The sequence below is a fragment of the Aquitalea sp. S1-19 genome (genome assembly GCF_024343515.1).
The window spans coordinates 14,926-39,557 of record NZ_RJTZ01000020.1; the positions used below are offsets into that span (position 1 = coordinate 14,926).

Here is a 24,632-nt window from a genome sequence, read left to right on the forward strand (position 1 = left end):
ACTGTTGGAGAGCGTGCATGAATCCTTTGCGTTATGTGGTGATAGAAGGGCCGATAGGTGCCGGCAAATCGACCTTGGCGCGCCGTCTGGCCGAGCATTGGGAAGTCGACCTTTTGGCCGAAGCGCCCGAGGCGAACCCCTTTTTGCCGCGTTTTTATCGCAGCATGCCGCATCACGCACTGTCTACCCAGCTCTCTTTTTTGTTGCAGCGCAGTGGTGCAGCGCGCAGCATGATAGAGGGTGAGCTTCAGGGCCGGCCGGTGGTGTCTGACTTTTTGTTCGAGAAGGATGGTCTGTTTGCCCGCGCCAATCTGGATGCCGAAGAACTGGCTCTCTACCGGCAATTGACTCCGCGCATCCTGCCCGAGTACCCGTCGCCGGATCTGGTGATTTATCTGGAGGCATCGGAAGACGTGTTGCTGTCACGGGTGGCCGAGCGCGCCTGCGAGTATGAAGTCAATTTTCCTGACGGCTATCTCAAGCGGGTGCATGAGGCTTACCGCAACTTTTTTTACGAGTATGATGCTGCGCCCTTGCTGACCGTGAACACCGATCACCTCAACTTGCTTGAGGGGGGCGAAGATTTTGAATTATTGTTGCGCTGCATTAGCGAGATGCGCGGGCAGCGCAGTTATTTTAACAAGAGCGCTTGATGCGTCTGGCCACAAGCCAGGCTTGTGCGCAGTTCCAAAGACCCTAAGGAGACACCTAGGTCATGAAAGTCACTGTCAATACCCTGAACAAGATGGCCGCCGAAGGCCGCAAGATTTCCATGCTGACTTGCTACGACGCAAGTTTTGCGAGCCTGCTGGAGGATGCCGGTGTCGATATCCTGCTGGTGGGTGACTCGCTGGGTATGGTCATTCAGGGCGTAGATTCGACCTTGCCGGTGACGCAAGAAGAGATGGAATATCATGTGCGCTGTGTCGCGCGTGGTGCCAAACGTGCGCTGGTGCTGGGCGACATGACCTTCGGCAGCTACCAGCAAAGCCCGCAGCAGGCATTTGCCAATGCGTCGCGCCTGATTCAGGCTGGTGCGCATATGGTGAAAATCGAAGGCGGCGCCTATATGGCGGAAACCACCCGTTTCCTGTCTGAGCGCGGCATTCCGGTGTGTGCCCATATCGGGCTGACGCCGCAATTCGTCAATGCTTTTGGCGGCTACCGGGTGCAGGGCAAGAGCGAAGATGATGCGCGCCGCATCGTCAACGACGCCAAGGTGCTGGCCGAGGCCGGTGCCAGCATGGTGCTGATGGAGTGCGTGCCCTCTGCGCTGGCGCGCGAAATCACCGAAACCGTGGCTGTGCCGACCATAGGCATTGGTGCCGGCGTCGATGTGTCCGGTCAGGTGCTGGTGTCGTACGATGCGCTCGGTGTCTATCCGGGCAAGAAGGCCCGCTTTGTTAAAAATTTCATGGCTGACGCCCAGAGCATACAGGGTGCGGTCGAAGCGTATGTCAAGGCCGTGCAGGACAAGAGCTTCCCTGCCGCCGAGCACACCTTCTAAGGGATGTATCATGCAAGTCATTCGTAGTATTGCCGAGTTGCGCGCCTGGCGTAAACAAGCCGCTAGCGTTGCTTTTGTGCCGACCATGGGCAATCTGCATGCCGGCCATATTGCGCTGGTTAACGAAGCGCATCAGCATGCCGCGCATGTGGTGGTCAGCATTTTTGTTAACCGCCTGCAGTTTGGCCAAGGGGAGGATTTTGATGCCTACCCGCGCACCTTCGACGATGATTGTGCCAAGCTGGAAGCGGCCGGCGTCGATGTGCTGTTCTTTCCGCTGGAAGCCGAACTGTATCCGCATGTACGCCAGTCGTTCAATGTCGAACCGCCGCATCTGCAGGACGAGTTGTGCGGGGCTTTCCGTCCCGGACATTTCCGTGGTGTCGCGACGGTGGTGACCAAGCTGTTCAATATTGTCGAGCCGGATTTTGCCTGCTTTGGCAAGAAGGACTATCAGCAGCTGGCGATTATCCGCGGCATGGTGGAAGACCTGAATAGCCCGGTGCAACTGGTAGCGGTGGATACCGGCCGTGCCGATGATGGTCTGGCCTTGTCGTCGCGTAATGGCTATCTGACGAGCGAAGAGCGTGCCGAGGCACCGCGCCTGTACCGCAATCTCACGCTGATGCGCGAGGCCTTGCTGTCCGGCGACAGCGATTATGCGGCGCTGGAAACGCATGCGCGCCAGGATCTGGAGGCGCATGGCTGGCGTGTCGATTATGTCGAGGTGCGCCAGGCACAAACGCTGGAAATCGCCCATGCCGGTGAAAAAAATCTGGTGGTGCTGGTCGCTGCCCGTCTGGGCAAGACCCGCCTCATCGACAATGTAGAAGTCGCGCGTTAAACGGTCTGTCTTCTACCCGCATAAAGCCCGCTGCAGGTTTGCATCGGGCTTTATGGTTTGATTGTCAGGAAAAAAAGGGAAACACCTCATGCTCAGAAGCATGCTCAAATCCAAGCTGCACCGCGTGACGACCACGCATTCGGAACTGCACTATATCGGTTCGTGCGCCATCGATGAAAACCTGCTGGAAGCCGCCGACATTCTGGAATACGAAGAAGTCGAAATCTGGAATGTGACCAATGGCGAGCGCTTTGCGACTTACGCCATTCGCGCCGAACGCGGCTCGGGCATTATTTCGGTCAATGGTTCGGCTGCACGCCGCGCCGCGCCGGGGGATCTGTTGATCATCGCGACGTTTGCCCAGATGAACGAGCAGGAAATCGTCGCCAACAAGCCGGCGCAGGTATTTGTCGATGCGGATAACCGCATCACCGAAGTGAAATATGGTGCCACGCCGGTACAAGTCGCTTAAGCGTTGCCTGCTCTAGATGAAAAAATCCCGCCGCTGGCGGGATTTTTGCTGTCCGGAACGTGCCGTGCGATTATTTGACTTCTACCTCCACGCGGCGGGATTCGCGATTGTCGGCCATGTCGGCCACGGTGTAGACCGGTTCTTCCAGTACGATCTGATCGGCTTGAACACCGGCTTCCGTCAGTAGCTTCTGGACTGCTGTAGCGCGGTTTTTGGCCAGTTCGATATTGTGTGCCGGCTCACCGGTTTTATCATGGTAACCACTGATGCTGATCTTGGCGGTGGGGTTGGCGTTGGCATATTCGGCGATGGCCGCCAGTTCATTCTTGCTGCTGGCGGGGGGCGTAAATACATCGATATCAAAATAGATGCGGGTGGCTGCCGGCTTGCCGGCAAGGGCGGGGGGCTCCATGGCTGTGCTTGCTGTGGGGGCTGTTGGCGCTGCTGGCGCTGGGGGTGGCGCTTCCGCTTGCTTCATGACCTGGGGCAGTTCGGGCGGGGTGGCTTGCTGGTTGCAGCCACGGAATTGAAAAAGCCCGAACAGGATGGCGGCAAGTCCGAGCAGCCATAGCCACCAGCGGCCAAAGCCGGACTTTGCTGCGACAGCCTCGATCTTGTGACCGGCATCCGGGATGGCTTGGGCGACTGCCTTGGGCGCCGCTCCGATTAAAGAACCCAGGCCCAGCATGGCCGTGATCGCTGCGGGTATCCGTCCGGATAAAAAGCTTTCCTGTCCCTTGAACAGGCTGCTCAGGGCACTTGCATCTATGGTGCCGCCGCCAGCCTGATTTCTGAGAAAACCGAGAACAAAGGGGGTGGCTAAAGCCAGTAGTTTGTCCATTGACAGCAGATTTAAATGGCTTTCGCTGGCGAGTGTCGAGGTCAGTGGAGCGAGTTTTTCACCAAAGAGGGATGACAACTGCTGCTGTCCCATGGCAGAGACTACGCCTATCTTGTCGGGCGTGAGCAAGGTGCCTGCATCCTGCAACAGTGGCAGGTTGGGAGCATTAATCAGCCCCAGCAACTTGTTGGTTCCGCCGGTACTGGTGTTCTCCTTGAACAGGCTGGCGAGCAAGACTGGAATGGCGGCACCCAGTGCGTTTTTGATGCCGGTCGCGGGCTCTCCCAGATGTTGGGCTGCGAGTTCGGCGAAGGGGCCTGCCAGGCCCTGTTTTAGGGTATCGAGTAAGTTGACGTGCATTTCCATACTCCCAGTCGGGTGGTGTTGGTATGTAAGTCGATGAAAAACAAATGCTTACGCGCATTACGTCAACTTAGCCCATCTTTTTTTCCTTTGTCTGCTTTTAACGCAAGGCGGGCTGTTTTATGTTTTATTCTGCTGAGGTTATGCACACACGGCCAGCCTGCTCACAAGCCGGCTAATTATCCGGCGTGGAGGGCGGAAGCCTGATCGCCCAGCCACTGCAGCAACTGGCGCTTAACCTCGGGGCTGCTTAACAGTGCCATATGGCTGGTGTTGTAGGCGATGCTCTGGTTTTGCGGGGAAAACTGCAAGACGCGCTGCGGATCTGCATGCTCGCCCAGCGCGCTGGATAGCGGCACCAAGCCGTCGCCCAAGATGGATTCGGTCAGCGTGCCGCGCTTGCTCGCCGTTGTCGCCGCGATGGTGTAACAGACGACACCGGCAGGCAAGGACAGAATCTGCCTGTCGTCCGGTTTGCGCCGGAAACGGTCATGACCTTGCCAGTCTTCATCCAGTACATGGCCGTATCTCAGATCGGTAATGCCGGCGCTGCGCAACTGGCCAATCTTAGCCAGCGGCGCGCTATAGGGCGTACTGCCCAGAATGACATCGATCCAGTTTCCAGCCCGCTCCAGCGGTGCGCCATGGTGCGGGGTGCCCAGAAAGACAATTTTTTGCAGCCGATCCGGCCATGCCATGCCGGCTTGACGGGCGTAATGGATTGCGCTGCGTATCAGCAGGCCACCCATGCTGTGTGCGACGACCGAGAGCTCGGTCACGGGGACGGGCCAGCGGCTGAGTGTGCTTTCCAGTCGCTCTGCCAGTTCATGCCCGTTTTGCGAGATGTGCAGGCCAGTGTTGTAGCGCAGATAAATCGGCGTATAGCCTAGAGCCTCGGCCAGATCGATGCCATGGCCGGCACTCTGACCTGATTGGGCATCGCTGGTACACCATTGCCGCTCATTCATGCACAAGCCGTGTATCAGTAACAGCAGCTTGCCGCTCGCTTCTGGCTGTGCCGACAGGTCGAGGTCTGCATTATGCAGGCGTAGGCGCATGGGAATGGCAAACGGGCTGACGTTGGCTTTGAGCTTGTCTCCCATTACGCCATTCAGCGCGGCCAGTATCGCCAGACGCTGTGGGGTGTCCTCACTGGACTGTTCTGCGGCGACAAATAGCGACTCCAACCGGCTGAGCGTTAAATGTGCGCCCTTGTCCACAAGCTGGGTGACTCCGCGTACGCTGCGATAAATCAGTCCGGTGATGCCGCCGGTTTGGCCGTGCTGTTTGCCGCCACGCACGCCCAGCGTATTCCATATCGACTGATGGACACCCTCGACGATATGGCTGGTGTGGGTGACGGCCAGTGTCGCCAGTTGGGTCAGTCCGCGGATATCGCTGCTGCGCAGGTGTCGGTGGGGCTTGCTGGAAACGGGAGTAGGCATGCGGCAGGCCTGCATTGGAGTATGGGGTGCAATCGTGTGCACCGGTCCGTTATAGCTTACGCGTAATGCGGGTCGGGGTCGTGCGGCATGGCACGCTATGGGGTGGGGTGTGGTATGGCAGGTCTCTGATTGTATTTCGAGTTTACGCTTGCAGGGTGCATGGTCTTGACGCCGGCAATTGCGGGCCCGTTTAGGAGCGGAAGTTACAATGGAGGCGATAGCCTCCATTGTTGTCTTTGTCGTGTGGGCGGTGAGTCAGGGCTTGCGGATCACAATCTTGGGGTTGGAATTGCCCCAGACGGTATACAGGTCGGCCAAGAGTGCGCCGTTGGCGTCTTCCATTTCGGTTTGCGTGACTTCGCCCGAGCCCTGTTTGCCGAACAGCACCACTTCGTCACCAGCCTTGACGCCTGGAATATCGGTGACGTCGACCATGGTGGTATTCATCGACACCTTGCCGACCACGGGGGCGCGCACGCCGCGGATCAGTACATGGCCCTTGTTGGTGAAGACGCGGCGATAGCCGTCGGAGTAGCCGACTGGCAGGTTGGCCAGCAGCGAGTCGCGCTTGAGGGTGTAGGTGCGGTCGTAGCCCACGGTATTGCCGGCCGGGTAAGGGTTGACGGCGGCGACGCGGGTCTTGAATGCCATCACGCGCTGGTACTCGGTATGGCTGGGTACGGTGTCGCCGAAGATGGCGCCGCCGGGGCGCACCATGTCGAGGTGGGATGCCGGCACTTCCAGCGTGGCAAAGCTGTTGGCGCTGTGCAGGGTCAGATCGCTGCGCTTGAGGCCGCTAGCCTGGATCAGCCACGCCGATTCTTCCTTGAATTTGGCCAGCCCTTTTTCGACATCGGGTTTTTCCTCGACGGCGAAGTGGGTCATGATGCCGCTGATTTTCAGGTTCGGGATCTTGGTGAGTGCCACGGCATCGGTGCGGCCCTGTTCGCTGGCCAGATCAATGCCGTTGCGGCTCATGCCGGCCGAGTTCAGCGCGACGTGAACTTCCAGTGGCCGGCCATGCGCTTTGGTGGCCTTGGCTGCGGCGCGGGCGGCGTCCAGATTGCCGACCAGTTCGACCACGCGGTATTTCAGGCCATTTTCGATTTCCTGCAAGGTGCCGGTGCGCACGCGCAGGACCTGGCCTTTGTAGCCGCTGGCGCGCACCACGCGCGCTTCTTCATTGCTGGCAATGCCGACGCAGGGGATGTCGGCGGCGATGATGGACGGCATCACTTGTGCCAGACCATGGCCGTAAGCGTCGGCCTTGAGGATGGCGCAGACCTTGGCCTTGCCGACGGCAGCCTTGAGCGTATGAAGGTTATGATCCAGTGCGGCCTTGTCGATTTCCACCCAGGCATTGCTGGTCTGGGGACTGACTTTGCTGCTGCCGTTGATCAGGGTTTGTGGTGCGGCAGCCAGGACATGTCCTTGAGTAAAGATGAGGCCGATGGCCAGCGCCAGCGTGCTTGGTGTCAGTTTCATTGCATCGTCTCCATATGGTTTTCTGGGGTATGGAGGATTTGGCATGATTTCGGCATTTTATTCAATAGGGGTTTTCCATGTTGCCGGTGCCGGTTTTATTGCGATAAACAGCCTGTCTGATTGTGGTATTGACGCAGAAAATGCTGCAGTGGAGGATGCTTGGGTAAGCAGGGCCAGGCGGTGGCGCCCAGCCTCTGCCGCGTTTTGATTGCCCGCCAGTCAGCCAGCCGGGGCGGCTGGCGCCTTGTGTGCGTTGCCTGCTTGCTGTTCCCTGACAGTGGCTGGGGGGATGAAGCCGATACGTGGGCGCATTTTGTCCGTCTGGAACTCATGGACTTAAGGCATCGCTGTTGTGGCGGCGCTTGACAGTTGCCATCCCCCCGCCTGCTGGTTGACCGCCAGCGGCCAGCGATAGACGCGTGAGAGCGCTGCCGGTTCCAGTACCTTGTCAGGGCTGCCATAGCCGACCAGCTTGCCCGCATCCAGCAAGGCCAGCCATGTAGCGTGGTTGGCCGCCAATGTCAGGTCGTGCAGTACTTCGATGACCGTATGTCCAGCTGCTGCCAGTGTTTGCAGCAAGCGCTGCAAACGGAATTGCTGGCGCAGGTCCAGATGGTTGGTCGGTTCGTCCAGTAGCAGAACCTGAGCCTGCTGTGCCAGCGCGCGTGCGATGGCCGCCCGCTGGCGCTCCCCGCCGGAGAGGCTATCCAGCCGCTTGCCTGCCAGTTGTTCCAGCTCGCAGCGGGCCAGTGCCTCGTCCAGTGCGGCACGATCGGCTGCGCGTGGCTGGGTAAATGGTCCCAAATGCGGCATCCGGCCCAGTAATACGAATTCAGTGACCGTCAGCGGTAAACCGGCCGGTATGTGTTGCGGGACATAGGCGATGCGCTTTGCCCGTTCGGCTGCGCTCAGTGCATAGACATCATCGCCGCCCAGAACTACCTGGCCGCAAGCGGGTTTTGCCAGTCCTGCCATCAGGCGCAGCAGGGTGGTTTTACCTGCGCCATTGGGGCCGAGCAAGGCACAGACCTGACCGGCGGGGACATGTAGCGACAGATTGTCGATGACCGTCTGGGACCCCCGCCGCAGGCTGACTTCATTCAGATCAAACACCATTTCAGCCATTGACTAGACTCCTTTGCTGGCGGGCAAATAGCCAGACGAAAAACGGCGGGCCGGCAAAAGCGGCAATCAGGCCAACCGGAATGTCGATCGGCCACACGACTGTGCGTGCCAGCGTGTCTGCTGCCAGCAGAAATAGCGCGCCGCCCCAGGCCGAAAGCAGAATCATGCGGCGTCTGCAGCCCCCAACCAGCACGGCGACCAGATTGGGCACCATCATGCCGACAAAGCCGATCACCCCCGACAAGGCGACGGCACCACCGGTCGCCAGCGCGGCACCGATGGCGGCCAGATGCCGGGTACGCACGACATCGACGCCCAGCGAGCGCGCGGCATCCTCACCCAGCAGCAGGCAATCCAGATCGCGTGCGATCCATAGCAGCAGTGCGATGCCGGTGAGCGCGACCAGGGCGCACGCACCCAGCCGCTCAGGTGTTGCAGCAGCCAGGTTGCCGGCAAGCCAGGCGCTGGCTGCGCGCAGAGTCAGATCATCAGACAGAAACAGCATCAGGCTGATCAGCGCGCCGCAAAACGCGCCGACCACCAGCCCCATCAGCAACAGGCCGGCAAGACCGCCGCGTACCAGCCGTGTCAGCGCCAGAATAAGCCAGGTCGCACCCAAGCCACCTGCAAATGCAGCCACAGGCAGGGGCAGGGCATGCCAGCCCAGCGCCAGCACGGCGACGACGGCGAGGGCTGCGCCGCCCGAGGTGCCGATCAGGCCAGGGTCGGCCAGCGGGTTGCGAAACAGCGCCTGTAGTGCGGCCCCGCTGGCGGCCAGTGCCGCGCCGACCAGAAGGGCGGTTGCGATTCGCGGCAGCCGTAGCGCCTGGATTAGCGGATCGGATAAGTCGGGCCAGGCCAGCGCATCGCCCTGGCTTGCCAGGGCCAGTAGCGGCAGCAATAGCGTGGCTGCCAGTAATATGCCCATCAGGCGGTGCATCGGGTTTATGGCGACAGGCGCAAGCCTTGTCTCGATAACGGCCATCTCAAAGCCTCCGCAAACGCTCGACGACGGCTGGGCTGTCCAGCGTCACCATCATGGCATCGCGCGCACTCAGTTCAACAACCTTGCCGGCCTTGCCTGCCGGGGTGGCCGCAATTTCCGGCCGGCGTGCGAAAACCGCCGCGCCACCATGTACCGGCGTATTGTGTGCGGCCAGTACGATTACATCCGGTGCCAGCGTGCGCCATGCCTCGCGTGACAGGGTTTTGTAGCCCTTGATCTGGCCGGCTGCATTCACGCCACCGGCGGCACGGATGAGCGTGTCGGCCGGCGTGCCGCTGCCGGCCACCATGGTGCCATCGTAGCTGATCAGGTAGCGGCGCCCATTGGCTGGGCGCGTGCCCATTTTTGTTTGCCAGTCACGTGCCAGTGTCGCGGCAGCAGCCGGCTTGCCAACCAGCGTGCCGACCCGGTGTATTGCCTGGGCAAAGTCACTGCCATCCTCGGCCAGTGAGACTTCTTCGGCGCGTACACCGATGCGCTGTAGTTGCTGCCAGATGCCAGGCGGTTGCGCTGCGGCGCTGCCCAGTACCAGCGTCGGCCGGGCGCGGGCGATGGTCTCGGCCGAGAGCGAGCGGACAAAACCGATTTCGCCCGCCTGCGCAAGTTCCGGCATGCGGCTTGAACGGTCGCGTCCGACGACTTCGCCAGCCGCGCCCAGCGCGACCACGATTTCGGCGATATCACTGCTGACGACGACCAGACGCTCTGCCGCCTGTAAGGGCAGGGTGAATGACAAGGCCGCCAGTGTCAGCGTCCGGTTTACCCATTTACGCATCGTCGCTCTCCTGTGGCAGCAGTTCGCCCAGCAGTTTGCGCCATTCGATGCGCTCGCTTTGGCCGGGTTTGCGTTCGCCAAAGAATGTCACCAGTGATTCGCCCGCCTCGTTGAATAACTCCAGCGAGGTCACTACGCCAGTGTCGCCCGGTTTGTGGGTCACCCAAGCCTCGGTGATCAGATCGGTGCGCAGATGCAGCTTGAACTGTGCATCCAGTACATTCAGCCAGTTGCCGACAACCTTGACTTCATGTAGCGGGCCGGTGTGGATCTGGATGATGCCGCCATTGCCGGCAAACACCATGATTGGCAGACCAATTGCCGCGGTACGGCGTAGCAAAACTTCCACGGCGTCGGTACCGACCTGCCATGCCTGCCCGGGCGGCGCAAGCCGGAAAGCTTGCTGGCGCGACAGTCCGTAACGGCGTAGCAAGGGATGAAAAGCGTGTACATCGCCAAGGGCCAGCCAGTCGCGCTGAAATGCGGCAATGTCTATATCGCTGCTGGCAGTCTTGCTCTGTACCACCGTCGCCGCGTCTAGCTGTAGCGCTGTACGCGGGCAGGCAAAGCGCTCACGCAACGCATCGAATGCAGCGATATTGCTGCTGTCGCTCAGGAATACCTTTTGGATTGCATGTCCGTTACGGTCAAAGAACTGCAGCGCGCGCCTGATGCCTTCTGTCCCCGCCGTGACTTGCGCATAAGCATGCGCCCAGCCGAACAGGAAAAAGCGCAGGTCGATGACCGGGTTGATGGCCAGGCCGACTTTGCCGTCGAACTGCACATTGCCGTAGTGGCCGGTCAACTCATGGACGCAGGCACTGTTGTGTGCCAGTGCGGTCACTTCGCCCAAGGCCGCGATGGCGGACAGCAAGGCCGGCCAGTCTGAAGTATCCAGCCGGGTGGCGGCCGGGTCGGCATGCACCAGTTCGCATTCGGTGATGCCCAGTTGTGCCGCGGTGTCGCGCGGATAAAGTGCGCCTTCCTTTGCGCGTAACTGCGCCAGTTGGGTCATCAGGTTCGGTGGTGCGGTTTCCATTGGTGTTCTCCTTGTTTTTTCGGTCAGGTCAGTGTTGCCGCTTAAAAGCTGTAGTTGTAGCTGGCGCTAAAGTTGCGCCCGGGCTGGGTGTAGCGCTCAAGTACCGCATCGCCTGCGCTCAGTCCGCGTACGTCGGCGCTATTCCAGTACTTGCGGTCAGTCAGGTTGAAAATGCCGGCCCGTACTGTGTGGTGCTTATCCGCTTGCCAATAGGCGGTCAGATCCAGTGTCGCGTAAGCAGGCGTCTTGAACTGGTGCGCTTCTGCGACACGGCGTTTTTTGGATACGGCTTTGACAAAGGCCTCGGTGCCCCATGTTTCGCTGTCGTAGCGCAGGCCGGCAACGGCCGTTAGCGGGGCGACCGAGTTCAGGGGGCGATCGTCGGTTTCATTGCGGCCCTGTGCCCAGGCTACGCTGCCTGCCAGCCGCCAGCCGGGTGCAAAGCGCCAGCCGGACTTGGCTTCTACTCCATGGATGCGGACTTTGCCGATATTCTGGTATTGGGATTCAAAACTGCCCGGACGGGTGCTGCTGCCGATACCGTTGCCGTTGCTGTCGCCTTGCAAGGTGACCAGTTCGATAAAGTCGCGGTAATGATTGGCATAGGCGGTCAGGCCAAAGTCGGCATGCTGCCAGTTGCCCTTGAGCCCCAGCTCGATGCCACGGCTGGTTTCGGAGTGGAGATTCGGGTTGGCCACGACTTCGTAGCCGTGGGCATGGTTGGCATACACCATATTGGCATCGTCAAATGGTGGCGCTCTAAACCCGGTAGAGAGCTGTAAAAAGCCGGTGTAATGTTCGGCAAACGGCAGCGCCAGACCAAACTTGGGGGAGAATGCATTGTCGCTGAACGAGGGCGGCGCACCGTCAGGGTTGGCGTTCAGATAAGCCTGGTCGGTGTGGGCACGCATGCGGTAGTAGTCCCAGCGCAGGCTGGGCGAGGCGACAAGCCCGCTGGCGAAGCGGATTTCGTCCTGCACGAATACACCCACCCGATCGGATGTGCTGTCCGGGAAGGTCTTGCTGGGGAAGGTTTCGCCGGCGATGACGTTGCTGCTGCTGCCGTTGGCCTTGATCTCTACTTTGTCGCGTGGGCGGCTGGTGTCGGTACGGCTGGCATCCAGCCCCCATACCAGCTGGTGGGTGAGGCCGGCCAGATCGAATTGCTGGCGGGCGTCGAGTGTCAGGCCCTTGCTTTGTTGTTCAAAGCCGTAGTTGGAAATGCGACGTGCGCCATTGCTGCGCCATTCAATGCTGTCATCGCTATTGTCGAGCTTCTGGGTATAGAGCTTGACTGATAACTGGTCGAATACCCCGATATCGTCGGCTTGCCAGGCCAGCGAAATACGATCGCGCGCCACGGTGTCGGCCGCGTTCATTTGCTGGATGCCTGAGCTGTACTTGCCTGCTGCAGAGCGTGCGCTGATTACATCGGTATCGGTCTGGCGCCGGTAGTGGTCCAGTGCAAGCTCCAGCCGCTGGCCCGCCACGGGCTGCCAGCCAAGCTTGGCCAGTACGCTGTCGCTCGTCCAGTCCTGCGGATTGGGCGTGGTGCGGTTTTTGGCGTTATCTGGATTGCTTGCACTGTTGCTGCCCTGGTTGCGGGTCTCATGGCCACGGCGATGGGTCGCGACCAGCATCGCATCGGTGTTCTCGCCCTTGAGTGCCAGTCTGGCGCTCAGACCGGTCGAGTTGTCGGCACTGCTGCCGAACAGCTTGACGTCACCGCCCATGTTTTCACTGCTTTGCAGCAAGTCTTCGGCTTGCAATGTGCGGTAGCCGACTACGCCACCGATGGCGTCCGAGCCGTACAGGCTGGAAAACGGGCCCTTCACGATATCGATCGCACGCAAGGTTTCCAGGTCGAGGTAGTCGCGACCGGCAATAAAGCCGTTGGCATTGCCGCCGCCGGCGTAGGCATCCGGCAGGCGAATGCCGTCGACCAGCATCAGAATGCGGTTGCCGTCAATGCCGCGGATGGTATAGCCGGCATTGCCACGGCGGGCAGGGTCGCTGGCAACTTCGACACCGGGCTCGTACTTGACGGCCTCGGCGATATCGCCTGCCAGTGTTGCTTCCAGCTTGTGGCGCGATACAACCACCGCATTGGGGGCCGTTTCTGCCAGTGCTTTTGCTGTGCGATGGGCGGTAACTTCGATGGTGTCCAGTCTGTCGAGCTGGACCGATGTTTCGGCAAAAGCCGGCCATGCCGAGGCAAGGACGATCAGTAATGGGGTCAGACGAAAGCGGGCCATGCAAACTCCCTGTCGGGTTGTTGGCTGGCTGGCGCAAACGCGGGCTGGCTGGGTGAATAGGGCGGGAGGGTCCCGCGAGGACTATTTGGTGAGAATCAACTTGTTATTGCTGGTCAGGCTGAGGCGATAGACCTCGCCGGCATGTTCTATTTTGATTTCCCGGGTATGGCTGAACAGCTGCTGGCTTTGTAAAGCCGGTGTGCCTGCAGGGATGGGAGTTGGTGGGTTAGCGAGCGTTTTGTTCATGATGCGGCCTCTATTTCAATTTTTCAAATGATAATGATTCTCAGTAAGAAGTGCAATTGTTAGTTGTTATTGTTGCAAATGAGACACATTATCATTTAGCCTAGATAGGCCAGCCACCGCCAGCACGTCATTTTCCCGTCCAACTGGAGACTTCATGGCTGACGCCTCATCTGCTGTACTACCTTTTTCCACCCGCCGTGCATTGATGCCGATGTGGGGGCAGAGTCCGCTGGCACCAAGCCAGTGGCCGGAGCGCTGGTCGCAACTGCAAGCGGCAACCCTGCCGGATAATGCCCTTGCCTATGTTCATATCCCTTTTTGCGCCAACCACTGCGTTTTCTGCGGCTTTTACCGCAATGGCTGGAACCCTGAATCGGCTCGCCGCTATACCGACCGCCTGATCGCCGAACTGGAAGCGGATGCCGCCAGACGTGCGCCCGGAGGCTGCATCCAGGCCCTGTATCTGGGAGGCGGTACGCCGACCCTGCTTGCGGCAGAAGATCTGGCGCGCTTGCTGGACGCACTGCGCGCTACGCTGCCGCTGAGCGATGACTGCGAGATCACCGTCGAGGGGCGCATCTCGCATTTCACCCCGGACAAGGTGGATGCGTGCCTTGCCAGTGGAGCCAACCGTTTCTCGATTGGCGTGCAGACCTTTGATTCGGCCATCCGCCGTCGGCTCGGCCGCAAACATCCGGGGGATGAGGCGGCTGATTATCTTGCCTGGCTGGCTGCTTATAGCGGGCAGGTTGTCGTTGCCGACCTGATTTTCGGTTTGCCGGGGCAAAGCGAAGCAATCTGGCGGCGAGACCTTGAAATCGCTCTCGGGCTTGGCCTTGCCGGGCTTGATGTTTACGCCTTCAACCTGATGCCGCAATTGCCGATTGTGCGCATGATAGAAAAAGGTGCCTTCCCGCCAGCACCCGGGCTTGCCGAGCAACTGCAGCAATACCGCATTGCATGCCAGCTATTTGCAGATGCCGGCTGGGCGCAGTTGTCGAATAGCCATTTCGGCACGCCAGATGGTGGTGAGCGTAACCGTTACAACCTGGCCATCAAGTCGGGTGCGCCCTGTCTTGCTTTTGGTGCCGGTGCCGGCGGCAATCTGGCCGGTATCAGTTATGCGGTAGAACCTGATCTTGCCCGCTACCTTGAGACGCCATCAGCACAAAAGCCGCTCGCCCGCATGGCGCGTGCGGCTGCAGGCAATCACTGGTTATCCGTCTTGCAAGGCGAAATCGAAACCGGATGCTTCAGACTGGCGGCTTTGCCCCGCCCCGAACTGACCCTGCCGCTATTGCAGCATTGGGCAGGGCAGGGCCTGTTGTGGCTGGATGACTCGCATGCCCGCCTGACAACGGAAGGTCGTTTCTGGGGCCCCACCATGATGCGGCAACTCGCCGATACCTTGCAGCCGGCCAATCATGCCGGCCATACCGTCGCGCTTCACCCCCATTGCACACGTAAGGACTAGTATGACCAATACAAAACTGATCGAAATCAAGGACCGTCTTTCCCGTAATCCCGGTGTCGTGCTGGAAGCCCTGGCCGAGAAAAGCGGTTTGAGCACGGCGGAAGTGATCGAGTGTCTGCCGGAATCCATGTGGAAAAAGCGCGCAGGCAGCGATTGCGTCGAGGTCTTGCAGGCTTTACCGGCATTAGGCGATGTGACGGTGATTGTGCATACCGCCGATGGCATTTTCGAGTTTGGCGGGCGTTTTCCTGAAGGTGAGACCGGCCATGGTTTCTACAATCTCAAGAACCATAGCGGGCTGCATGGCCATTTGCGCGCCAACCGTTGCCGGTGCATTTATCTGGTCGAGCGGCCGTTTATGGGGCGCGATAGCGCAAGCCTGCTCTTTACCAATCAGGAGGGCGGGATCATGTTCAAGGTGTTTGCCGGGCGAAATGCAGACGGGGCGCTGGATTCGCAGCAACTCGCTGCGTTACGCAAACTGTGCGAGGCGACGGCATGAACGATTTGCTGATCTTTGGTGCCAGCCGGAATAGTGGTTACTTGCTGGCACAGCAGGCTCGTGCGCAGGGCTTGAAGGTTGCCGCGCTGGCCCGTCCCGGACGGGGTGCAGGCTTGGCCGGGCTGGGTGTTACGGTGGTAGAGGGGGATGCGTTCAATGCCGGGGATTGTCTGCGCGCACTGGCTTTGACACAGCCAAGGCAAGTCGTCAGCTTGCTGGGCGGCAAGGACAGTACGGGCCGGCGAATTGACGAGACCGGCAATATCAATGTGATTGCCGCGTGCGAGCAGCGCGGTGTTGAACGTGCCTTGCTGGTGACCAGCTTTGGTTGCGGTGACCTCGCGCCTTTGCTTTCTGCTCAGGCCGCCAGCTTGCTGGGGGAGGCGCTTGCTGCCAAAAGCCGCGCAGAAGTGCGCTGGCAACAAAGCCCGCTTGCGATCACGCTGTTGCGCCCCGGCGGGCTGAGTCACGCCCCAGCAAGCGGTCGCTGGCAGTTGCATGATGGCAGTCGTGGTAGCGGTGCGACGCTAGCCCGCGCCGATCTGGCACTGGCCATTCTTGCACTACTTGCCGACTCGGCAAGCGCAGGCCAAGTGCTGTGTGTGAGTGCGCGCGCGGCAGAAGATGGCGGGGCCGCAGCAGATCTTTAATTGGCAAAGTGCTGCGGTGCGAGTGCTTATACAACAACAGCCCGGCTTTTGTCGGGCTGTTGTTTTATGGAAGACGGCTGATTAGCGCTTGCCGCTTTTGGGTGGCCGTCCTGCCGGTTTGCTGGTGCTGCGTGCGGGCGGTTTTCTGTCCTGAGTCTGGCCATTGCTGCGGACACTGCCCGTCGCGCGACGCGGGTTGCCGGCTGGGCTCTGGCGCGGGCTGGTGCCAAAGCCTGGCTTGTCTTCGACACCCCATGGCGGTACCAGATGCTGCGGACCGTTACCGATCAGGTCGGCGCGGCCCATGTCTTCCAGTGCATTGCGTATGGTCGGCCAGTTTTTCGGGTCGTGAAAACGCAGGAAGGCCTTATGCAGGCGACGGCGTGCCGGATCGCGCACTGCGTCGACTTTTTCCGAGCTGCGCGCCAGTTTTTTCAGCGGGTTGCGGCCGGTGTGCCACATGGTGGTGGCCAGCGCCATCGGCGTCGGGGTAAAGGTCTGTACCTGGTCCGGACGGAAGCCGTTGTCCTTGATCCACAGTGCCAGATTCAGCATGTCCTCGTCGCTGGTGCCCGGGTGGGCGGCGATAAAGTAGGGGATCAGATACTGCTTCTTGCCCGCCTGCTTGCTGTAGCGCTCGAACAGTTCCTTGAAGCGGTAATAGCTGCCGATGCCCGGCTTCATCATCTTGGACAGCGTGCCCTGTTCGGTGTGCTCGGGCGCGATCTTCAGGTAGCCACTGACATGGTGGGTCACCAGTTCTTTCACGTACTCGGGCGAGCGCACCGCCAGGTCGTAGCGTACGCCCGAACCTATGGTCAGGCGTTTGACGCCGGGCAGGGTGCGCGCCTTGCGGTAGAGCTGGATCAGCGGGCCATGGTCGGTATTCATGTTCTCGCAGATGTCCGGGTAGACGCAGGACAGGCGCCGGCATGAGGCTTCGATCTTTTCGTCCTTGCAGGTCAGGCGGTACATATTGGCTGTCGGGCCGCCCAAGTCGGAAATATGGCCGGTAAAGCCTTCGGTCTTGTCGCGGATTTCCTCGATTTCGCCCAGGATGCTCGCTTCCGAGCGGCTCTGGATGATGCGGCCCTCGTGTTCGGTAATCGAGCAGAATGTGCAGCCGCCAAAGCAGCCGCGCATGATATTGACCGAGAAACGGATCATTTCCCATGCCGGAATATTGGCGCCTTCGTAGACCGGATGCGGGTTGCGTGCATAGTCCAGCCCGTACACATAATCCATTTCCGGTGTCGTCAGTGGAATCGGTGGCGGGTTCATCCAGACATCGCGTTCGCCATGGGTCTGCACCAGGGCGCGTGCATTGCCGGGGTTGGATTCCAGATGCAGGGTGCGGCTGGCGTGGGCATACAGTACCGGGTCGTAGGCCACGGCTTCGAAAGCCGGGATGCGGATCACGGTCTTGGCGCGTTCGGCGCGGCGTGCGGCGAGGCGCTCTTCACGGCTGACGATGCGGATGGTCTTGGGCGCATCCGGCGCAGCAGCGCTGTCGCAGGCGGCTTCTGTTGCCTGGGTGGTGTCGATATACGGGTTGATATGGCTGTCGATGCGGCCGGGTACATCGACCGTGCTGGAGTCCATTTCGGTCCAGCCTTCGGGCAGCCAGCCATAAGGCACCATAAAGGAGGTGCCGCGCACATCGCGGATATCGGCCAGGCGCTCACCGGCAGCGGCACGGTGTGCCACTTCAACCAGTGCGCGCTCGGCGTTGCCGAACAGCAGCATGTCGGCCTTGGAGTATACCAGCGCCGACTGGCGCACTTTTTCGCTCCAGTAGTCATACTGTGCGATGCGGCGCAAGGAGGCTTCGATGCCGCCGACCATGATGTCGGTGCCGGGATAGGCTTCGCGGCAACGCTGGGCATAGACGGCCACGGCGCGATCCGGGCGCTTGCCGGCTACGCCGGCGGCGGTGTAGGCATCGTCCGAACGGGGTTTGCGGTCAGCCGTGTAGTGGTTGACCATCGAATCCATATTGCCGGCCGAGACGCCGAAAAACAGCCGCGGCTTGCCCAGCGCCTTGAAGTCTTCGGCCGAATGCCAGTCCGGCTGGCTGATAATGCCGACCTTGAAGCCCTGGTCTTCCAGCAGGCGGCCTATCAGTGCCATGCCGAAGCTGGGGTGATCGATATAGGCGTCACCGGTCACCAGAATAATGTCGCACGCGTTCCAGCCTAGCTGCTTCATCTCGATGCGGCTCATAGGCAGGAAGGGGGCGCTTTTGTGTTTTTTATTGGAACGCAGGGCGTGGATGGGTGTGGTGGTGACGTCGGTCATGGCTGGGCTTCAATTCGGCAAGGCGCGCATTGTGCCAGAAATGGCGGGTTTTTTCATGGTTTTTTGTTGATTTTCATTGACATAGCCCTGTTTTCCTCAGGGTTAACACCGTGCTTTGTCATGCTGTTGCTGTGTGCCGGATCAGGTTTTTGCCTGCAGGTCGGATCTGTATTCTTGTTATTTTGAGATTGAGCGATACCTATTTTGGCGTGAACGTGTTTACACTCACCGCCTTTGCTGCCTGTTGCTTGTTTTGCCGCAGTGGGTGTGTATTTCATTTGGGAGTGATCAGCATGTCTTTTTGTACCCGATCCATTCGTGCCAGCCTGGGCGCTCTGCTGGTGTGGGCGGCCTTCGCGCCGGTGCAGGCGGCTGGCAATCCGGCTGTGCCGGATGCGGCAGCGAGCGACCCGGCTGCCTTGGGCTGGATGGTCGGCTCGCCGCCACCGCCCGAGCGTATGCTGCGTTTCGAAGATGGCAGCTATTTCAAGTTTCCGGCCATGCGCTGGAGTGTGTCCCATTTTCGCCAGCTGATGCCGACGGTGAATGTTTCGCGCGGGCTGGGCGCACCGGTGCCTTTGCCGTACAAGCTGCGTAGCGAGATTGATGCGCTGCGCTTTACCCCCTTGGGTGCCACAGAGACTATGACTTGGGGTGAGTCGCTGGGGGCCAATTACACCGACGGTATCGTGGTGCTGCATAAGGGGCGTGTCGTTTACGAGCGCTATTTTGGCGTATTGAAGGACGACGGCCAGCATGGCGCGATGTCGGTCACCAAGTCGCTGGTCGGTACGCTGGGCGCGATGCTGGTGGCCGAAGGCAAGCTGGATGCGGGCAAGCCGGTATCGGCTTATCTGCCCGAGCTGGCCGGTTCGGCCTTTGGCGACGCCACCGTGCGTCAGGTGCTGGACATGACGACAGGCCTGCAGTTTAGCGAAGACTATGCCAATCCTAAGGCCGAGGTGTGGGCGCATGCCGCTGCCGGCAGCCCGCTGCCCAAGCCCAAGGATTACACCGGCCCGCGCAGCTATTACGAGTTTTTGCAGACGGTGAAAAAGCAGGGTGAGCATGGCGCGGCCTTCGGCTACAGGACGGCCAACACCGATGCGCTGGGCTGGATGATCGCCCGTGTGACTGGGCGCTCGGTGGCCGAGCTGTTGTCCGAGCGCGTATGGCGCCGTATGGGAGCGGAGCAGGATGCCTACTTTACCGTTGACTCGACCGGCACGCCGTTTGCCGGTGGCGGGCTGAATACCGGCTTGCGCGATCTGGCGCGTTTTGGCGAGATGATGCGCAATAACGGCCGCTTTAACGGCCAGCAGATTATTCCGCGCGCGGCGGTCGAGGATATCCGCCATGGCGGCAAACCGGCCGATTTTGCCAAGGCCGGCTACAAGCTGTTGCCGGGCTGGAGCTACCGCAATATGTGGTGGGTGACGCATAACGAGCACGGCGCTTACGCCGCGCGCGGGGTATACGGGCAAACCATTTATATCGATCCCAAGGCCGAGATGGTGATTGCGCGCTATGCCTCCAACCCGGTGGCCGGCAATGCGGCCAATGATCCGACTTCGCTGCCGGCTTACCATATGCTGGCCAAGCATCTGATGGGCATTGCCAAGTAAAGGGCTGGGTGTCGCGCTTGTCAGCAAGGGGCAGGGTCATGGCGGCCTTGCCCCTTTTTTTAGGCGTTGTCCCAGTGATGAGTGGGTGCTTGCATAGAATGTTTAGCGTTGATCGCGCTTTGACAAGGATAGCGAAAACAGCCTAGTGAAACGTCAGGCCATAAAGATTGCTCAGCGCTTTTCGGCCGTTGGCAGTCAGCAGCAACTCACGGCTATCCAGCTGGCGGATGACCCAGCGCTGCCGTTCGAATGCCTGCAACAAGGCGGCACCGAGCTGGCCGCCAAGATGCGACTGGCGCTCGCTCCAGTCCAGGCAAGCACAGGCAAAGCGACGACGCGAGGCCGATGGCTCGCAATTCACGCCAAAGCTGCTTAATTGCAGCTTGCCATCATCGCTCAAGTGGTAACTTTCGCTGTGTAGCCAACCGAGCCCGATAAATCTGTCATGCAGCGCTACCGCCACTTCTCCCGCCATGTGGTCATAGCAGGTGCGGGCAAAGCGCAGGTTGTCGGGGGTTTTGCTGCGTATCGTCGCCTTGTCGGAGCCCACCAAACCCATCAGCGCTTCCAGTGCCTCAGCCACTTGACGGCTGGCAATGCGGAAGTAGCGATGGCGCCCCTGAGGGACACAGTCGATTAAATGCTGTTCCAGCAGACGCGCCAAATGGCTGCTGGCGGTCGAGGCAGCGACATCGGCGACAACGCTTAGCTCCGTGGCGGTATAGGCGCGTCCGTCCATCAGGGCGCACAACATGGTTGCGCGTGTCTTGTCGGCAACGGCTGCGGCCACGGCGGCGAGCCGGCTTTCGAGAAAGTCATCATTCATATTTCGATGATAAGCGAAGCATGACTCAGGACGTAGGGATATCGTGGTCGCGTTATCCTGAATGAGAAACATGAATGCCCGCTCGCAATGAAATCCAGCCCGCCGACCCGGTCGCTGCGGCGACTCATGATGATCCACGTAGCTACTATGCCGCTCTGGCTGAACGGGAACTGTTCTTCGATCCGGCATTGCGTTGCTGGATCGCATCTTCTGCCCAGGCTGTCGGCGCAGCGCTATCCCATCCGGCACTAAGGGTGCGCCCCTTGGCCGAGCCGGTGCCGATAGCATTGCTGGACACTGGCGCCGCCAAGCTCTTCGCCTCTCTGGTGCGCATGACGGACGGCCCCGGACACGGGCCGCTCAAAGCCGCCCTGGAGGCCGCACTCGCTAGCGTGAGCGAGGCGGATATTTGCCAGAGTGCGATCGACGCCATCCCCGCACTCGCCCTGCCAACCTCGCCGAGCGGTGCCGAGATTACCCGCTTCAACTATGCATTGCCGACCGTCGTTTTGGCGCACTGGATTGGTATCCCCCGGGAGAGCTGGGGTGCGTTGGTGGATGAGGTGTTGGCTTTCGTGCGCTGTATCGCACCAGGGGGCAGTGACGCAGAGATAGCCGCAGGCATTCAGGCGGCAGCACAGCTCGAACAAAGGGTCCGTCACCAGTTGCATGCCCCGGGCCCGCTCTTGCAGCAGCTTGTCACCGAGTTTGAACGTACCGGGTTGCCCGACGTGCAAACGCTATTGATTGCGAATGTGGTCGGCTTGTGGTTTCAGGCTTGCGAGGGCTGCGCCGGGCTGATTGGACAAGCACTGATGCTGGCAAATGGGAGCGGGGCGCAAAGCAGCGCGCTCGACCTGGTTGACGCGGTGCTGGATGCGACGCCGCCCATCCAGAACACGCGGCGCTTTGCTGCGGCAGGCGTCAGCATTGCCGGCTGTCCAATGCATGCCGGAGACGTGCTGCTGGCGGTGCTGCCCGCCAAGGATGAGATGACACAGCAACACTTTGCTTTCGGCCACGGCCAGCATGCCTGCCCGGGCGCCCGTTGGGCGCGGTCTATTGCCATCGCGGGTATCGAGTTTTTGCTGCAAGCCGGGATTGGGCAAAAGGTTTTGCAGCAGCGTTGGCGCCGCTCACTCAACGCCCGTGTGCCGGAATTTTTTTAATAAGGAACATCGAATGATCGCTGTAATATTCGAAGCTGTGCCAGCGACCGGGGCTCAGGACAGCTATCTTGCTATCGCCGCTGAGCTTAAACCTTTGCTTGAACAGATAGATGGTTTCATCTCGATCGAGCGCTTTCAGAGCCTGAGCCAGCCGGGAAAATTGCTCTCCTTGTCGTTCTGGCGTGATGAAGAGGCCGTCAGGCGCTGGCGTAATATCGAACTTCACCGGAAGGCGCAAGCGGCAGGGCAACGTCATGTGTTTGCCGACTACCACTTGCGTGTGGCAACGGTCATGCGTGATTACGGGCTAAATGAAAGGGAACAGGCCCCGACCGATAGTCAATGCGAGATAAGGCAGTAAGGCCTGCCTGAATTATTTGTTTTTCCGGTTGGCTACTTATGTGTGGTGAAGAATTCTTGCGCCACAGGGAGTTAGCTCACCCTGTGGCGAGATGTGCTAGTACGGTGTCTTGTTTGAGTGGAATGTTGCTTTTTTTGCGTCGCTAGTGCAGTGCAATGCATTGCCGGCAGCGGGGCGATCGCCTATGCTCGCGCTTTTAAATATTGAAGATGGGTAGCTTGTGTCGCGTGTCCTTGTTTTGCTTGGCTGTACCCTGATTCTTTCTGCCTGTGCCACACAGCAGGCGCCGGTGCCGGTCGTGGTTGCGCCGGCTGTGGTGCCCGAGTTGCCATCGTTACAGGTGACGCCCGCTGTTGTGCCGGTGCTTGCGCCAGTGGCCGAGCCTAAGCCTGTAGTGAAGGTGGTGCCGCAGATAAGCGAAGCCGAAGGGCGGGCGCTGCTGGAGCGGTTATTGCCGGCCAAGGTGTCGCCGCGTGCCGGCTGGCGTGAAGATATTCTGTCGGCTTTTAGCGCACAGAAAATTCCGTACACGGCGCAAAATTTTTGTGCGGCGCTGGCGGTGATCGAGCAGGAGTCTAGCTGGCAGGCCGACCCGACGGTGCCGGGTTTGCCCGGCATGGTGTGGGGTGCCATCGAGGAGCGCGCCGGGCGCTACCATGTGCCGCTGGCGCTGGCCAAGACCGCTTTTTTGAAGGGCTCGCCCGATGGGCGCAGCTATAAGGCGCGTATCGACAGCCTGCGTACCGAAAGGGAAGTGAGCGAACTGTTTGACGATATGGCGGCCGATGCCGTGCGTTACGGTTTGCCGGTGGGGATGAAAAACCCGATCCGTACCGGCGGGCCGATGCAGGTCAGTGTGGCTTTTGCCGAATCGCAGGTAGAGGCCTGGCCTTATCCTTATATCCGGCGCGGCAGCATACGCAGCGAGGTATTCAGCCGTCGTGGCGGGCTTTATTTCGGTATCGCCAATCTGTTGCAGTATCCGGCGCCGTATAGCGAGATGAAATACCGCTTTGCCGACTTTAATGCCGGGCGCTACTCCAGTCGCAATGCCGCCTTCCAGGCTGCCTTGTCGTCCTTGTCCGGCCAGCGTCTGACGCTGGATGGCGATCTGCTGAATTACCGCGCCGGTGGCGCGCAGAGCGAAACCTCGCAAGTGTTACAGGCTCTGGCTGGCCGTCTGGGTATGAGTCCTGACGCGATGGCGCGTGATTTGAAAATGGAAAAGCTGGCGGGTTTTGGCCAGAGTGCCTTGTACCGCAAGGTGTTCGAACTGGCGACGCGCGAGCAGGGGCGGGCCTTGCCGCGTGCCATCATGCCGCAGATAGACCTGAAAAGCCCCAAGATCAGCCGCAAGCTCACCACCGAATGGTTTGCCGGGCGTGTGGACTGGCGTTATCAGGCCTGCCTTGCGCGCGCGCCGCGTTAAGCACGCTGGCGAAGTTTGCGCCAGAGCAGGAGTAGGGCGCCAGTGCACACGATGGCGATAAAGGCGGCTTCTTCCAGATGTTTGAGTTCGCCCAGCAGCAAGGTCAGCGCACTGCCGAAGGCATAGCCTAAGCTCGCGAACAGGCTGGCCCAGATGGCGGCACCAATGGCGTTGTAAAAGGCGAAGGTGGCAAAGGGGATGCGGCTCATGCCCATGATGGCTGGGCCGGCGGTGCGCAGGCCCAGCATGAAACGTATGCCGATAATGAGCGGGGCATGCCATTTGTCCAGTAGGGTATTGATGCGCGGCGTATGGCGGGCCAGTGCCGGAAAGCGGGCCAATAGCCATTGGCCGCGCCAGCGCCCCAGGCTGAAAGCCAGCATGTCGCCGCAAAACCCGCCAGCAGCAGCGACCGCCATGACCCAGGGCAGGCTCAGCCAGCCGCGGTGCGCGGCAAAGCCGGCGGCAAGCAAAACGGTTTCGCCTTCGATGGCTGTGCCGGCAAACAGGGCGTAGTAGCCGTACTGGTCGATCAGGGTGCTGAGCATGGCTGTCAGTGGAGGGGGTTTGATGCTGACAGTGTAAATGGAGCGGCAGCGACTTGCCGGATGCAAATACAAAAAGCCCCGACCGGAGTCGAGGCTTTTGTATTTTTGGTGGAGGTAAGCGGGATCGAACCGCTGACCTCTTGCATGCCATGCAAGCGCTCTACCAACTGAGCTATACCCCCAAAACTGCTGGCGTCCCCAGGGGGAGTCGAACCCCCGTTATCGCCGTGAAAGGGCGGTGTCCTAGGCCACTAGACGATGGGGACCTTAATGGTCGGTCGAAGCGATGTTGCGGCTTCAGGCCTGAGTCTTCTGGTGGAGGTAAGCGGGATCGAACCGCTGACCTC

The 24,632-nt window shown here is 60.2% G+C and carries 24 protein-coding genes and 2 tRNA genes; 11 read left to right on the forward strand and 15 right to left on the reverse strand.

Annotation, left to right across the window (positions count from 1 at the left end):
• Positions 1 to 17: 17 nt before the first annotated feature.
• The 4 genes from EGI20_RS05005 (at position 18) to panD (ending at position 2,823) form a co-directional block, all read left to right on the forward strand.
• Positions 18 to 653, forward strand: coding sequence for a deoxynucleoside kinase (locus tag EGI20_RS05005; RefSeq protein ID WP_498630150.1), 636 nt, complete (start codon positions 18 to 20; stop codon positions 651 to 653).
• 62 nt (positions 654 to 715) lie between these two features.
• Positions 716 to 1,507: a 3-methyl-2-oxobutanoate hydroxymethyltransferase gene (gene panB, locus EGI20_RS05010; protein WP_124735999.1), complete on the forward strand. Its 792-nt coding sequence runs from the start codon at positions 716 to 718 to the stop codon at positions 1,505 to 1,507.
• A gap of 10 nt (positions 1,508 to 1,517) precedes the next feature.
• Positions 1,518 to 2,351, forward strand: coding sequence for a pantoate--beta-alanine ligase (gene panC, locus EGI20_RS05015; RefSeq protein WP_498630152.1), 834 nt, complete (start codon positions 1,518 to 1,520; stop codon positions 2,349 to 2,351).
• Positions 2,352 to 2,439: 88 nt separating this feature from the next.
• Positions 2,440 to 2,823, forward strand: a complete 384-nt coding sequence (gene panD / locus EGI20_RS05020) for an aspartate 1-decarboxylase (protein WP_498630154.1) — start codon at positions 2,440 to 2,442, stop codon at positions 2,821 to 2,823.
• 70 nt (positions 2,824 to 2,893) lie between these two features.
• On the opposite strand, the gene EGI20_RS05025 is transcribed toward panD, so the two are convergent.
• The 9 genes from EGI20_RS05025 to hemP all read right to left on the reverse strand — a co-directional run bounded on the left by EGI20_RS05025 (position 2,894) and on the right by hemP (position 13,403).
• Positions 2,894 to 4,024: a DUF937 domain-containing protein gene (locus tag EGI20_RS05025; protein WP_498630156.1), complete on the reverse strand. Its 1,131-nt coding sequence runs from the start codon at positions 4,022 to 4,024 to the stop codon at positions 2,894 to 2,896.
• 182 nt (positions 4,025 to 4,206) lie between these two features.
• A complete protein-coding gene (locus EGI20_RS05030) occupies positions 4,207 to 5,472 on the reverse strand; it encodes an esterase/lipase family protein (RefSeq protein ID WP_498630158.1) in 1,266 nt (421 codons plus the stop codon).
• Between the two features lie 255 nt (positions 5,473 to 5,727).
• A complete protein-coding gene (gene alr, locus EGI20_RS05035) occupies positions 5,728 to 6,957 on the reverse strand; it encodes an alanine racemase (RefSeq protein ID WP_498630160.1) in 1,230 nt (409 codons plus the stop codon).
• Positions 6,958 to 7,293: 336 nt separating this feature from the next.
• Positions 7,294 to 8,082: an ABC transporter ATP-binding protein gene (locus EGI20_RS05040; RefSeq protein WP_498630162.1), complete on the reverse strand. Its 789-nt coding sequence runs from the start codon at positions 8,080 to 8,082 to the stop codon at positions 7,294 to 7,296.
• On the reverse strand, positions 8,075 to 9,067 hold the full coding sequence (locus EGI20_RS05045) for a FecCD family ABC transporter permease (protein WP_498630164.1): 993 nt from the start codon (positions 9,065 to 9,067) through the stop codon (positions 8,075 to 8,077). Before EGI20_RS05045 ends, EGI20_RS05040 begins: the two co-directional genes overlap by 8 nt.
• A 1-nt stretch (position 9,068) precedes the next feature.
• Positions 9,069 to 9,863 (reverse strand): heme/hemin ABC transporter substrate-binding protein, encoded by a 795-nt coding sequence (locus EGI20_RS05050; protein WP_498630166.1) that lies wholly within the window; start codon positions 9,861 to 9,863, stop codon positions 9,069 to 9,071.
• Positions 9,856 to 10,902, reverse strand: coding sequence for a hemin-degrading factor (locus tag EGI20_RS05055; protein ID WP_498630168.1), 1,047 nt, complete (start codon positions 10,900 to 10,902; stop codon positions 9,856 to 9,858). Before EGI20_RS05055 ends, EGI20_RS05050 begins: the two co-directional genes overlap by 8 nt.
• Before the next feature lie 41 nt (positions 10,903 to 10,943).
• Positions 10,944 to 13,157 (reverse strand): TonB-dependent hemoglobin/transferrin/lactoferrin family receptor, encoded by a 2,214-nt coding sequence (locus EGI20_RS05060; protein ID WP_498630170.1) that lies wholly within the window; start codon positions 13,155 to 13,157, stop codon positions 10,944 to 10,946.
• A gap of 81 nt (positions 13,158 to 13,238) precedes the next feature.
• Positions 13,239 to 13,403, reverse strand: a complete 165-nt coding sequence (gene hemP / locus EGI20_RS05065; RefSeq protein WP_498630172.1) for a hemin uptake protein HemP — start codon at positions 13,401 to 13,403, stop codon at positions 13,239 to 13,241.
• A 154-nt stretch (positions 13,404 to 13,557) separates the two neighbouring features.
• On the opposite strand from hemP, the gene hutW reads away from it, so the two are divergent.
• Genes hutW through EGI20_RS05080 form a run of 3 tightly spaced genes read left to right on the forward strand, consistent with a single transcriptional unit; the run spans position 13,558 to position 16,029 of the window.
• Positions 13,558 to 14,877, forward strand: coding sequence for a heme anaerobic degradation radical SAM methyltransferase ChuW/HutW (gene hutW / locus EGI20_RS05070; protein ID WP_498630174.1), 1,320 nt, complete (start codon positions 13,558 to 13,560; stop codon positions 14,875 to 14,877).
• 1 nt (position 14,878) lies between these two features.
• Positions 14,879 to 15,379, forward strand: coding sequence for a heme utilization cystosolic carrier protein HutX (gene hutX / locus EGI20_RS05075; RefSeq protein WP_498630176.1), 501 nt, complete (start codon positions 14,879 to 14,881; stop codon positions 15,377 to 15,379).
• Positions 15,376 to 16,029: an NAD(P)-dependent oxidoreductase gene (locus EGI20_RS05080; protein ID WP_498630178.1), complete on the forward strand. Its 654-nt coding sequence runs from the start codon at positions 15,376 to 15,378 to the stop codon at positions 16,027 to 16,029. Before hutX ends, EGI20_RS05080 begins: the two co-directional genes overlap by 4 nt.
• A gap of 81 nt (positions 16,030 to 16,110) precedes the next feature.
• Here EGI20_RS05080 and EGI20_RS05085 read toward each other — a convergent pair whose 3' ends face one another.
• Positions 16,111 to 18,327, reverse strand: a complete 2,217-nt coding sequence (locus EGI20_RS05085; protein ID WP_498630180.1) for a YgiQ family radical SAM protein — start codon at positions 18,325 to 18,327, stop codon at positions 16,111 to 16,113.
• A gap of 53 nt (positions 18,328 to 18,380) precedes the next feature.
• Positions 18,381 to 18,605 carry a hypothetical protein gene (locus EGI20_RS05090; RefSeq protein ID WP_498630182.1) on the reverse strand — a complete coding sequence of 75 codons (225 nt, stop codon included), beginning with the start codon at positions 18,603 to 18,605 and terminating at the stop codon, positions 18,381 to 18,383.
• Between the two features lie 15 nt (positions 18,606 to 18,620).
• On the opposite strand from EGI20_RS05090, the gene EGI20_RS05095 reads away from it, so the two are divergent.
• Entirely contained in the window at positions 18,621 to 19,952 is a 1,332-nt protein-coding gene (locus tag EGI20_RS05095) for a serine hydrolase domain-containing protein (RefSeq protein ID WP_498630184.1), read from the forward strand.
• A 142-nt stretch (positions 19,953 to 20,094) separates the two neighbouring features.
• Here the strand turns inward: EGI20_RS05095 and EGI20_RS05100 are convergent, their stop codons facing one another.
• Positions 20,095 to 20,778, reverse strand: a complete 684-nt coding sequence (locus tag EGI20_RS05100) for an ArsR/SmtB family transcription factor (RefSeq protein ID WP_498630186.1) — start codon at positions 20,776 to 20,778, stop codon at positions 20,095 to 20,097.
• Between the two features lie 74 nt (positions 20,779 to 20,852).
• On the opposite strand from EGI20_RS05100, the gene EGI20_RS05105 reads away from it, so the two are divergent.
• The 3 genes from EGI20_RS05105 to EGI20_RS05115 all read left to right on the forward strand — a co-directional run bounded on the left by EGI20_RS05105 (position 20,853) and on the right by EGI20_RS05115 (position 23,737).
• On the forward strand, positions 20,853 to 21,947 hold the full coding sequence (locus EGI20_RS05105) for a hypothetical protein (protein ID WP_498630188.1): 1,095 nt from the start codon (positions 20,853 to 20,855) through the stop codon (positions 21,945 to 21,947).
• A gap of 13 nt (positions 21,948 to 21,960) precedes the next feature.
• The gene (locus EGI20_RS05110) at positions 21,961 to 22,308 is read left to right on the forward strand and encodes an antibiotic biosynthesis monooxygenase family protein (RefSeq protein ID WP_498630190.1); all 348 of its coding nucleotides are present in this window, start codon (positions 21,961 to 21,963) and stop codon (positions 22,306 to 22,308) included.
• Positions 22,309 to 22,528: 220 nt separating this feature from the next.
• Positions 22,529 to 23,737 (forward strand): DUF1615 domain-containing protein, encoded by a 1,209-nt coding sequence (locus tag EGI20_RS05115; protein ID WP_498630192.1) that lies wholly within the window; start codon positions 22,529 to 22,531, stop codon positions 23,735 to 23,737.
• On the opposite strand, the gene EGI20_RS05120 is transcribed toward EGI20_RS05115, so the two are convergent.
• The 3 genes from EGI20_RS05120 to EGI20_RS05130 all read right to left on the reverse strand — a co-directional run bounded on the left by EGI20_RS05120 (position 23,734) and on the right by EGI20_RS05130 (position 24,551).
• Entirely contained in the window at positions 23,734 to 24,285 is a 552-nt protein-coding gene (locus tag EGI20_RS05120; protein ID WP_498630194.1) for a DedA family protein, read from the reverse strand. The two genes, EGI20_RS05115 and EGI20_RS05120, sit on opposite strands and share 4 nt — an antisense overlap.
• 106 nt (positions 24,286 to 24,391) lie before the next feature.
• Positions 24,392 to 24,467 (reverse strand) — tRNA-Ala (locus EGI20_RS05125).
• 8 nt (positions 24,468 to 24,475) lie between these two features.
• Positions 24,476 to 24,551, reverse strand: a tRNA-Glu gene (locus tag EGI20_RS05130).
• Positions 24,552 to 24,632: the final 81 nt, after the last annotated feature.

Bases quoted from the DNA above. Each gene is read 5' to 3' on its own strand.
- EGI20_RS05005 (WP_498630150.1), top strand. From the start codon at position 18: ATGAATCCTTTGCGTTATGTGGTGATAGAAGGGCCGATAGGTGCCGGC.
- panB (WP_124735999.1), top strand. From the start codon at position 716: ATGAAAGTCACTGTCAATACCCTGAACAAGATGGCCGCCGAAGGCCGC.
- panC (WP_498630152.1), top strand. From the start codon at position 1,518: ATGCAAGTCATTCGTAGTATTGCCGAGTTGCGCGCCTGGCGTAAACAA.
- panD (WP_498630154.1), top strand. From the start codon at position 2,440: ATGCTCAGAAGCATGCTCAAATCCAAGCTGCACCGCGTGACGACCACG.
- EGI20_RS05025 (WP_498630156.1), bottom strand. From the start codon at position 4,024: ATGCACGTCAACTTACTCGATACCCTAAAACAGGGCCTGGCAGGCCCC.
- EGI20_RS05030 (WP_498630158.1), bottom strand. From the start codon at position 5,472: ATGCCTACTCCCGTTTCCAGCAAGCCCCACCGACACCTGCGCAGCAGC.
- alr (WP_498630160.1), bottom strand. From the start codon at position 6,957: ATGAAACTGACACCAAGCACGCTGGCGCTGGCCATCGGCCTCATCTTT.
- EGI20_RS05040 (WP_498630162.1), bottom strand. From the start codon at position 8,082: ATGGCTGAAATGGTGTTTGATCTGAATGAAGTCAGCCTGCGGCGGGGG.
- EGI20_RS05045 (WP_498630164.1), bottom strand. From the start codon at position 9,067: ATGGCCGTTATCGAGACAAGGCTTGCGCCTGTCGCCATAAACCCGATG.
- EGI20_RS05050 (WP_498630166.1), bottom strand. From the start codon at position 9,863: ATGCGTAAATGGGTAAACCGGACGCTGACACTGGCGGCCTTGTCATTC.
- EGI20_RS05055 (WP_498630168.1), bottom strand. From the start codon at position 10,902: ATGGAAACCGCACCACCGAACCTGATGACCCAACTGGCGCAGTTACGC.
- EGI20_RS05060 (WP_498630170.1), bottom strand. From the start codon at position 13,157: ATGGCCCGCTTTCGTCTGACCCCATTACTGATCGTCCTTGCCTCGGCA.
- hemP (WP_498630172.1), bottom strand. From the start codon at position 13,403: ATGAACAAAACGCTCGCTAACCCACCAACTCCCATCCCTGCAGGCACA.
- hutW (WP_498630174.1), top strand. From the start codon at position 13,558: ATGGCTGACGCCTCATCTGCTGTACTACCTTTTTCCACCCGCCGTGCA.
- hutX (WP_498630176.1), top strand. From the start codon at position 14,879: ATGACCAATACAAAACTGATCGAAATCAAGGACCGTCTTTCCCGTAAT.
- EGI20_RS05080 (WP_498630178.1), top strand. From the start codon at position 15,376: ATGAACGATTTGCTGATCTTTGGTGCCAGCCGGAATAGTGGTTACTTG.
- EGI20_RS05085 (WP_498630180.1), bottom strand. From the start codon at position 18,327: ATGACCGACGTCACCACCACACCCATCCACGCCCTGCGTTCCAATAAA.
- EGI20_RS05090 (WP_498630182.1), bottom strand. From the start codon at position 18,605: ATGAAATACACACCCACTGCGGCAAAACAAGCAACAGGCAGCAAAGGC.
- EGI20_RS05095 (WP_498630184.1), top strand. From the start codon at position 18,621: ATGTCTTTTTGTACCCGATCCATTCGTGCCAGCCTGGGCGCTCTGCTG.
- EGI20_RS05100 (WP_498630186.1), bottom strand. From the start codon at position 20,778: ATGAATGATGACTTTCTCGAAAGCCGGCTCGCCGCCGTGGCCGCAGCC.
- EGI20_RS05105 (WP_498630188.1), top strand. From the start codon at position 20,853: ATGCCCGCTCGCAATGAAATCCAGCCCGCCGACCCGGTCGCTGCGGCG.
- EGI20_RS05110 (WP_498630190.1), top strand. From the start codon at position 21,961: ATGATCGCTGTAATATTCGAAGCTGTGCCAGCGACCGGGGCTCAGGAC.
- EGI20_RS05120 (WP_498630194.1), bottom strand. From the start codon at position 24,285: ATGCTCAGCACCCTGATCGACCAGTACGGCTACTACGCCCTGTTTGCC.